Raw genomic sequence first — 8,899 nt, forward strand, 5'->3', positions numbered from 1 at the left:
ATTCGATCAGCGTATGTGATCAATTGAACTTTATTCTTCATCATGTGTGATTACCAAGTTGAAACTTAATCGATTAAGATATATCTTTAACTAGCACGTACAATTTTACAAGTAATTTTTAAATATTTTACATACAAAAGTTGTGGCAACGGTAATACTAACTAGAGTAAGTGATTGAGTTATTACTATAACTTGAGCCACAACGAGGAAAAATCACATGACGAATTTACACACACACTCGCAAAGCGACCCAATGCAGCGCATACGAATACTCACTTACATGATGTTTTTTATGTTTGCGATGACCTCAGATGCAGTAGGTATGATCATCCCTGAACTGATCACAGAGTTTGGTTTAAGTATGACCCAAGCCAGTGCTTTTCATTATGCACCTATGGCACTCATTGCCTTTAGTGGCTTGTTTTTGGGCTTTTTAGCCGACAGCCTAGGCCGTAAACAAACCATAATGTTAGGCTTACTAATTTTTTCGCTCAGCTGTTTTTTGTTTGCCTTTAGTAACAGTTTTTCGGTATTTTTAATTTTGCTGTGCTGTATAGGGCTTGCCATTGGTTTATTTAAAACCGGCGCACTAGCGCTACTTGGCGATATATCTGCAAGTAACGCAGAGCACACTAAAACCATGAACAAAGTAGAAGGCTTTTTTGGTATTGGTGCCATAGTTGGCCCTGCGCTGGTAGGCGTACTGCTTACTCAAAACGTGAGCTGGACTTATCTGTACATTATTGCCGGCGTTATGTGTTTAATTTTAGCGTTAATGGCATGGCGCGCCGACTACCCAAGTGTTGTTAAAAGCACAGAAAAGCCAGCTTCACTTGCCACCACCATGAAAATGATTAAAAACCCGTATGCACTTGGTTTTTCGTTGGCTATTGCATTATATGTGGCTACCGAGGTTGCTATTTACGTGTGGATGCCAACACTTTTAAAAGATTACACAGGCTCGTGGCCTTTGCTTGCGACCTACGCACTTACTATATTTTTTGTATTACGTGCTGCTGGACGCTTTATTGCTGTATGGCTTTTAAATCACTTTAGCTGGCAAGGGGTTATGGCTTATTTAAGCTTAGGCATCGCACTATGTTATGTAGGCACTTTGGTAGGCGGTGTTGACTGGGCGGTAGGCTTGCTTCCGCTTTCGGGTTTATTTATGTCGATGGTTTACCCTACTTTAAACTCTAAAGGTATATCGTGCTTTCCTGTTGCACAACATGGTGCAGTAGCGGGTGTTATTTTATTTTTTACCGCGCTTTCGGCCGCACTTGCGCCTTTATTTATGGGCATGATAAGTGATTACTTTGGCCACGTACGCTACGGTTTTTACTTAGCTACCGGCTTTGCTGTGATCTTATTTTTAGCCATGCTTTATAACTTTTACCGCGACCCTGCGGCAAAAGCATTAACTAAAAATGCATAAATGGCTGCTCAAGCCAGAATAAAAAACACCTTTAAAATCAATACAAAAACAAAAAAGTGCAAATTACACACAAAAATAATTTGCATATTGTAAAAACTTTGTTATTTTTACTTAATCGATTAAGTAAGAATAACAAACTCACCACACAATGAGGCGTTAACATGACAACACACCACACACCTTTATATTTAATCAGTGCCTTAGCACTTGCAGTAAGCCAAGGCGTTCATGCACAAGACGAGCAAGAAACCAAAGTGCAAGCTAAGCAAGGGCTTGAAACAATTGTTGTAACCGGTGTACCTCGCCGCACAACTATTATGGCATCGAGTTCATCAGTAAGCAGTTTATCGCTTGAGCAAGTTGAGGTATCAACGCCACGCTCAACGGCTGAAGCATTTAGAATTATCCCGGGTGTTCGCGCTGAATCAACAGGCGGTGAAGGTAATGCAAATATTGCAGTGCGTGGCTTACCTGTAGCATCGGGTGGCGCCAAGTTTTTACAACTGCAAGAAGATGGTCTGCCTGTAATGCAGTTTGGTGATGTTGCCTTTGGTAACGCAGATATTTTTATGCGCCTTGATAACACAGTGCAAACAATCGAATCTATTCGTGGTGGCTCAGCCTCTACATCAGCCAGTAATGCACCTGGCGGCATAATTAACTTTATTTCTAAAAATGGCGAAAACGAATCGGGTAGCGTATCTACTACTGTTGGCCTAGATTACGACAGTGTACGCACCGACTTTGAATACGGCACCTATTTAACCGACAGCGTGCGTTTTCATGTAGGTGGTTTTGTACGCCAAGGCGAAGGCCCGCGCGAAACAGGCTACACATCAAATAAAGGTGGCCAAATTAAAGCTAACCTTACTAAAGATTTTGAAAACGGTTACGTTCGCCTTTATTACAAACACTTAGACGATAAGAGTGTTGGCTATCTTCCTATGCCAATGTACTCAAATGGTGACTCTATTGCTGGCTTTGATGCGCAATCAGATACACCTCACTCAGCGTTATTTACTAAAACAGTACGCTTAAATGGTGAAAACCAAATTAGCAGTGGTGATATCCGTGATGGTATGAATCCAAAGGTTGACTCTGTTGGTTTTGAAGCTGTATTTGATTTAGATAACGATTGGCGTATCGAAAACCGTTTTCGTAAGTCATCAATTAGTGGTAACTTTAACTCGCTTATTCCTGCTGAGGTTGGCAGCGCATCGTCTATTGCACAAAGTATTGGCGGTGTAGGCGCAACACTTAGTAACGCAAACACAGGCGAAGCATTTAATGATGAACTTGCCATGCGTATTCACACTTTTGATGTAACGCTTAACGACTTTGGCTCTATTGTTAACGATTTTAAACTGACTAAATCGTTTAGTGATGACACTAGCCTAACCTTTGGTTACTTTGCCTCTACGCAAAATATTGCTATGTCGTGGTTATGGAACTCTTACGTAATGGAGCTTAAAGGCGACAATGCGGCACTTTTAAATGTAACCGCAGCCGATGGCACTGAGTATTCAGAAAACGGTTTATACGCATACGGCACGCCTTATTGGGGTAACTGTTGTCAGCGCGATTACGACACCGAGTACGATACTCGCGCACCGTATGTTGCGTTTTCAACAAAACTTGGTGATGTAAGCATTGATGCAAGTGCCCGCTACGACAGTGGTGAAGCACGCGGTAACTACGCAGGTGCCGTAACCTCAACAGTAGATATGAACCGCGACGGTACTATTTCTATTCCTGAGCAAAACGTAGCAGGTATTGATATAGCTAATGCAAGCCCAGTTAATTATGACTGGAGCTACTCGTCTTACTCTGTAGGTGCTAACTACCAAATTGACCCAAGCCTAGCGACGTTTGCACGTATTAGTAAAGGTGGGCGCGCAAATGCAGACCGTTTATTATTTGGTAAAGTCCGCAGTGACGGAAGCGTAGCCGATGAAGATGCAGTAGATGAAGTAAACCAATTTGAGATTGGTGTGAAAAAACGCTTTGACTCGTTCTCGGTATTTGCAACAGCCTTTTACGCAGAAACAGAAGAGCAAAACTTTGAAGCAACATCGCAAACCTTTTTCGACCGTGAATACGAAGCAAAAGGGATTGAGGTTGAATCAACTTACTTTATGGATGCATGGGACTTTAGAGGTAACTTTACTTGGACCGATGCTGAAATTGCAAAAGATGCGCTAACTCCTGAAGTTGTAGGTAACACACCACGTCGCCAAGCGGATTTAATTTACTCATTAATGGCGCGTTACAGCTACGATAAAGGCGCGGCAGGTGTAAGCTTTATTGGTACAACCGATGCTTATGCACAAGATAACAACGACCTTAAGTTTGACGGCTACACGCAAGTAAATGCGTTTGTAAGCTACGACTTATCAGAAAACTTAAACCTTGCGCTTAATGTAAACAACCTATTCGATACAGTAGGTATTACAGAAGCCGAAGAAGGATCAGTACCTGAGAACGACATTATTCGTGCCCGTACTATTAACGGCCGCACTACGTCGGTTACTTTAAAATACGCTTTTTAACTAAATGTGTGTATTACGCTGCAGTGAGTCATCGCTGCAGCGCCTTTTAAAGTATGAATAAATAACACCCTTCATGTTTTTAGCCTAGCCTTGCTAGGCTTTTTAGGATATTCCAAATGACCAAACTCCTGTGCTTAGGCGAGCTTTTAATTGATATGCTGCCTCAAGATGCTCATAACTCAGCGTACTTACCCATCCCTGGTGGTGCACCTGCTAATGTTGCTGTTGGCTATGCAAAACTTGGCGGTGATGCTGCATTTTGTGGTGGTAAAGGTGACGATCATTTTGCCAATCAATTAAGTAATGCATTGGCTCAATACAATGTAAATACAGACTATTTATTTACCATTGCTGGCTCACAAACCGCCATGGTAATAGTAAGCCTTGATGAAACAGGCGAGCGCAGTTTTGGCTTTTATCGCCATAACACAGCCGATGTACTTTTAACCCAAGCGCATTTAGCGCAAATAAATTGGCAAAGCATAAGCACCCTGCACTTTTGCTCAAACACCCTAACCGATCCAGCCATAGCTAGCACAACGGTTAAAGCGCTAGAACTTGCTAAAACACATAATAAGCTCGTTAGTTTTGACGTAAATTTACGCTACAGCTTGTGGGAAAACACTTATGATATAGCCAGCAATGTAAAAGCCTGTTACCACTATTGCGACATAGTTAAGCTTTCGCGTGATGAACTTAATTTTTTAGCAAAACACAGCGAAACAACGGGCGAAGATTACATTCAAATGCTATTAAATACCGGAGTAAAACTGGTGTTTTTAACCGACGGGCCTGAGCCTGCTACGGTTTACCACAGCGCATTTATACTTAACGAATCGGCACCAAAAATAAACGCAGTAGATACAACAAGCGCGGGCGATGCTTTTATAGCGGGAGTTTTATACTATTTAAATAACTTAGGGAGTGATTTATCACTAGCAGATAAGTTAAATGATGAAACTAGCATAAAAAACGCCCTGCACTTTGCCCTTCAATGTGGCTCTAAAGCCTGTTTAGCTAAAGGGGCTTTTCCGGCATTACCAGTGCTAGCTGATGTAATATAAACAGTTAAAGCCCCAAATAGCGGGGCTTAACCTAATTTATAATTATTGCTTAATAAAAGTAACGCCTTTAGGTGTTTCACCTTGTGGTAAACGGGTTGAGTGCATTTGCGATAATAGCCATTTGTCACCCACTTTTGATACAACCACGCTTTCTAACCAATAAATGTCACCGCTTTTATCGGCGTTTTTAAAGTTGGCTTTATTCCAGTAATTAATAAACGCAACGTTTCCTTCTACACGCGAATTTATAACACTAAAATAATTAGTTCTTATGTAATCAGCGGGCTTAACAACATTTACAAAGTCATCAATAGTCCACACTTCACCGTGCTCTAAAAGCAAGAATGAATCGTCAACCGCCGCGCGCATTTTTGCGTGATCAAAGTTAGAAACAGCTAAAAATAAATCGCTCACAGGCGTAAATATGGTGTTGTCTTTTGCATGTATTGATGTAGAAAATATGAGTAATACAAAAAGGGCAAGTACGTGTTTCATTGTTATTATAATGTGTAGTTTTATTAGTACTAAGAAGTGTATTTTAATTAAGCAACATTAACAATTAAAATAAAGCAAATTCAAAAACTTATTAACGCTCCTATATAAAAAAGCACTCTATAAGAGTGCTTTAACTTAAACTTTATCAATCAAGCTATTCATCTAGCCAATCGATGGCAGCGGTGGCGTTTTCGTAGTATTGCACCTCGCCTGAAATAAACCAATTGCCTATTTTAGCCATGCGGGCTTGCCATTCTTGATTGCCATAAATAGCAATTTTATTAAATTCTTTTGAATGCCTTACGCCAAGCTTTAAATCATCCCACGCGGCGCGAAGCTCCCAGCCTTCTAGCTCGCTGGCATCAATAAGCACGTTTGCTATAGGGTGTTTAACCTCGCCAAGCGCTGAGTCGATCATGGGGGTAATGACTTTATAGTCGTCGTGGGTTAGCGTTCCTACAGCTTTTAGTTTTAAAAAAAATTCTCGGCCTGCGCGTTCAATACCAATAGATAAACCATGTGTTGTGTGTACCATGCTGCTCTCCTTAATCGGGTGCGCTTATGTTATTTACAGCCTGTGTGAATGGGTTTAATAACGAAAGTTGGAGTTAATTAAAGCCTATAAAGTGAAATTATTCCCTTTAAAAAATAAAAACCCCAAAAATACCCATCACTTACTGAGTTAAATCATAAAACTACACCGTATTAAGTTAATTAGTACTGAACTAAATCAAACAATACTGCTAAATAATGCTATTTGCTAAGCGTTTTGTACGCGCTCTATTTGCTTATCTACATCTGTTAAATGCCCTAATTTAAGCCACACTTTTGCACCTTGCTTACCTGCGGTTATATTAAGCTCACTATTAATAGGCAGCCTTAACCAGCTGTGTTTTACTAATACGTCTGATTGCTCACTTATATCGCCTTCAAGCACGAGTAACTCAGCACCCCCGCTTGCGCTAATTTGCATGTTAGCGTCTGCCTCAAAATGCAATAAGCTCACATCTTCAAAGTCATCTTTATAAAGTGGGGTTATGGCAAGGCCTTTAAATGTGGCGTGTTCCACGCTGCCCATATACTGTGTTTGTAAGCGTACGTGGGTTCTATCTTGTGGCTGAAATTGCCAAAGCTTTACAAATATTATGCAGCCTTCATCAGAGCCTGGTTTGTGCTTTGATTGCGGTGGGTTACGAATATAAGAGCCTTGTGGAAAATCGCCATGCTCATCTTGAAATACGCCTTCTAGTACTATAAATTCTTCGCCGCCTGTATGCACATGAGGCGAAAACTCGCTCCCTGGTGCATAACGTACAATGCTTGTAGCACGGGCTACTTCTGCGCCTACTCTATCAAGTGGGCGCCTATCAACGCCCGCCATTGGCGAAGGGTTCCAATTAAGTTGCTCACTATGAACAACGACTCTCTGGGTAAAATCGGCGGCTATTTTCATTTTATTACCTTTAAAATTGCATAGTGTGAGAGTAAATTTTATGCATAAAAAAAGCGAGCTTATTAAGCTCGCTTATTTAATTTTTAACGCTTTACGCTACATCTAGCTTTTTATGCTTAGAGTGTACAAACACTAAACCTACTAAACCAATAACAACCACAGCGGCACCAATTGGTTTACCTAAGTCGGCCGATAAATTAAAGCCAATAGCAGCAGTCATAATGTACGAAAGTGTTACGCCAGTAGCGATAACGGCAGGTATGCTGGTGATCCAGTGGAATGCACGTCTATCAAATAAGTACTTAGTTGCAAGCCATAGCACACTGGTTGAAAGCAGCATGTTTGAAAATGCAAAGTAGCGCCAAATAACTGAGAAATCTAATTTAGTCATAAAAAAGGCAATCGTTAAAATTGGCACTGCCAGTAATAAGCGATTACGTAAGCTTTGCGGAATATTAAATGCATCAACCACGGTTAAACGTAGTGAACGGAACGCCGTATCGCCAGAGGTAATAGGGAACACCGCAACAGCAATAATAGCCATAATACCGCCCATTACGCCTAAGTAACTATTTGCTACATGGTTAACCACTAAACCTGGGCCACCTTGATCAAGCAATGCTTTTAAGCCAGCGTAGCCTTCTGGGAATGCAGCAATACCCGCAAGTGCCCATACACAACCTACAATGCCTTCACACATCATTGCGCCGTAATATACTGGGCGTACGTATTTTTCGTTTGTTAAACAGCGGGCAATAATAGGCGCTTGGGTAGAGTGAAAGCCACTAATAGCACCACAGGTAATGGTAATAAACAATAACGGCCAGGTTGGCAGGCCATCAGGGTTTGGCTCTAAAAAGTCATGCGCGTGGTCGGCTTCAAAGTAGGCTAAAAAGTCGCCTGCAACTGGTAAGTGTGGCGCATCTAGTAATAACGCACCGGCTATTAATGTAGTCATTACAATCATTAATAAGCCAAATAGCGGGTAAAACTTAGTAATAATTTTATCAATAGGTAGCAGCGTTGCTAAAAAGTAGTACGCTAAAATAGCCAAAACCCAAAAAGTATTATTAGCAAAAAAAGTGCCTTCAAATACATCTAAATTACTTAATAAGCCTGCTGGGCTCATAATAAATACAACGCCCACAAAAAACAGCAGCATGGCTGTAAATATTAGCATAAAGCCTTTAAACACAACGTTGTAATAGTGCCCTGCTATTTCTGGTAAGCTTTTGCCATCTTCTTTAATGCTCATCACACCCGAGAAGAAGTCGTGTACTGCACCGCCTAATACGTTACCAAGCACAATCCACACAAGTGCTACCGGTCCGTAAAGCGCACCCAAAATTGGGCCAAATATAGGGCCTACACCCGCAATATTTAAAAATTGAATTAAAAATGCACGCACAGGGTGAATGGCTACATAGTCAACACCTTCGCTAAAGCGTTTTTGTGGTGTATCAACTGTTGTATCCATACCTGCTTGTTTTTCAACAAACGGGCTATAAAACTTATATCCCAGTATTAAGATTGTTATGCAGATAAAAAAGATGATCATAAAGCACGTTTCTCTTTTTGTATTTGGAGTATAGAGCGCCTAATTGCCGCCCCGCCTTTCAATCCATGAATAATCGACGAACATTAACAAAGTATTAATCCCCCCGCTATAAGACGAATAGCTAATACACAAGGGTCTGTAGACCTTTCAAGGTTAAATTTGCAGCAGCCTGTTTGGTATTTAGGCAAGGCAGAGCCTATGTGGTGTGGTTATTCCCCATAAGTAGGCGATAACGCAGCATTAATGCCAAACAGGCGCTGCCCTTCGGGTTCAGCCTAGGGGCGATTTACTCTTTGTTGCCTACATGGATGTAGGTAAGGGGCGTGAGCAGGACGCGGAAGCTTT

At 41.3% G+C, this 8,899-nt stretch carries 7 protein-coding genes; 3 read left to right on the top strand and 4 right to left on the bottom strand.

All coding sequences use genetic code 11. The features are described 5' to 3' along the window. Window positions 1-217 precede the first annotated feature (217 nt). The 3 genes from B2R65_RS19370 to B2R65_RS19380 all read left to right on the top strand — a co-directional run bounded on the left by B2R65_RS19370 (window position 218) and on the right by B2R65_RS19380 (window position 5,048). Window positions 218-1,435, top strand: a complete 1,218-nt coding sequence (locus tag B2R65_RS19370) for an MFS transporter (protein ID WP_121638347.1) — start codon at window positions 218-220, stop codon at window positions 1,433-1,435. A gap of 161 nt (window positions 1,436-1,596) precedes the next feature. Continuing rightward, the gene (locus B2R65_RS19375; protein WP_126009263.1) at window positions 1,597-3,984 is read left to right on the top strand and encodes a TonB-dependent receptor; all 2,388 of its coding nucleotides are present in this window, start codon (window positions 1,597-1,599) and stop codon (window positions 3,982-3,984) included. 116 nt (window positions 3,985-4,100) lie between these two features. After that, a complete protein-coding gene (locus B2R65_RS19380) occupies window positions 4,101-5,048 on the top strand; it encodes a carbohydrate kinase family protein (protein WP_286745451.1) in 948 nt (315 codons plus the stop codon). Window positions 5,049-5,090: 42 nt separating this feature from the next. On the opposite strand, the gene B2R65_RS19385 is transcribed toward B2R65_RS19380, so the two are convergent. The 4 genes from B2R65_RS19385 to B2R65_RS19400 form a co-directional block, all read right to left on the bottom strand. Continuing rightward, window positions 5,091-5,543, bottom strand: a complete 453-nt coding sequence (locus tag B2R65_RS19385; protein WP_024032783.1) for a nuclear transport factor 2 family protein — start codon at window positions 5,541-5,543, stop codon at window positions 5,091-5,093. A 154-nt stretch (window positions 5,544-5,697) separates the two neighbouring features. After that, window positions 5,698-6,078, bottom strand: a complete 381-nt coding sequence (locus B2R65_RS19390; RefSeq protein ID WP_004589535.1) for a SpoIIAA family protein — start codon at window positions 6,076-6,078, stop codon at window positions 5,698-5,700. 225 nt (window positions 6,079-6,303) lie between these two features. Beyond that, window positions 6,304-6,996: a cupin domain-containing protein gene (locus B2R65_RS19395; RefSeq protein ID WP_286745454.1), complete on the bottom strand. Its 693-nt coding sequence runs from the start codon at window positions 6,994-6,996 to the stop codon at window positions 6,304-6,306. Between the two features lie 91 nt (window positions 6,997-7,087). Continuing rightward, a complete protein-coding gene (locus B2R65_RS19400) occupies window positions 7,088-8,554 on the bottom strand; it encodes a carbon starvation CstA family protein (protein ID WP_004589533.1) in 1,467 nt (488 codons plus the stop codon). Window positions 8,555-8,899: the final 345 nt, after the last annotated feature.

The organism is Pseudoalteromonas sp. UBA2102 (genome assembly GCF_002331165.1).
Lineage (GTDB): Bacteria > Pseudomonadota > Gammaproteobacteria > Enterobacterales > Alteromonadaceae > Pseudoalteromonas > Pseudoalteromonas atlantica.

Coding starts and splice junctions, on each gene's coding strand:
- B2R65_RS19400 (WP_004589533.1), bottom strand. CDS start 8,554: ATGATCATCTTTTTTATCTGCATAACAATCTTAATACTGGGATATAAG.
- B2R65_RS19370 (WP_121638347.1), top strand. CDS start 218: ATGACGAATTTACACACACACTCGCAAAGCGACCCAATGCAGCGCATA.
- B2R65_RS19375 (WP_126009263.1), top strand. CDS start 1,597: ATGACAACACACCACACACCTTTATATTTAATCAGTGCCTTAGCACTT.
- B2R65_RS19385 (WP_024032783.1), bottom strand. CDS start 5,543: ATGAAACACGTACTTGCCCTTTTTGTATTACTCATATTTTCTACATCA.
- B2R65_RS19395 (WP_286745454.1), bottom strand. CDS start 6,996: ATGAAAATAGCCGCCGATTTTACCCAGAGAGTCGTTGTTCATAGTGAG.
- B2R65_RS19390 (WP_004589535.1), bottom strand. CDS start 6,078: ATGGTACACACAACACATGGTTTATCTATTGGTATTGAACGCGCAGGC.
- B2R65_RS19380 (WP_286745451.1), top strand. CDS start 4,101: ATGACCAAACTCCTGTGCTTAGGCGAGCTTTTAATTGATATGCTGCCT.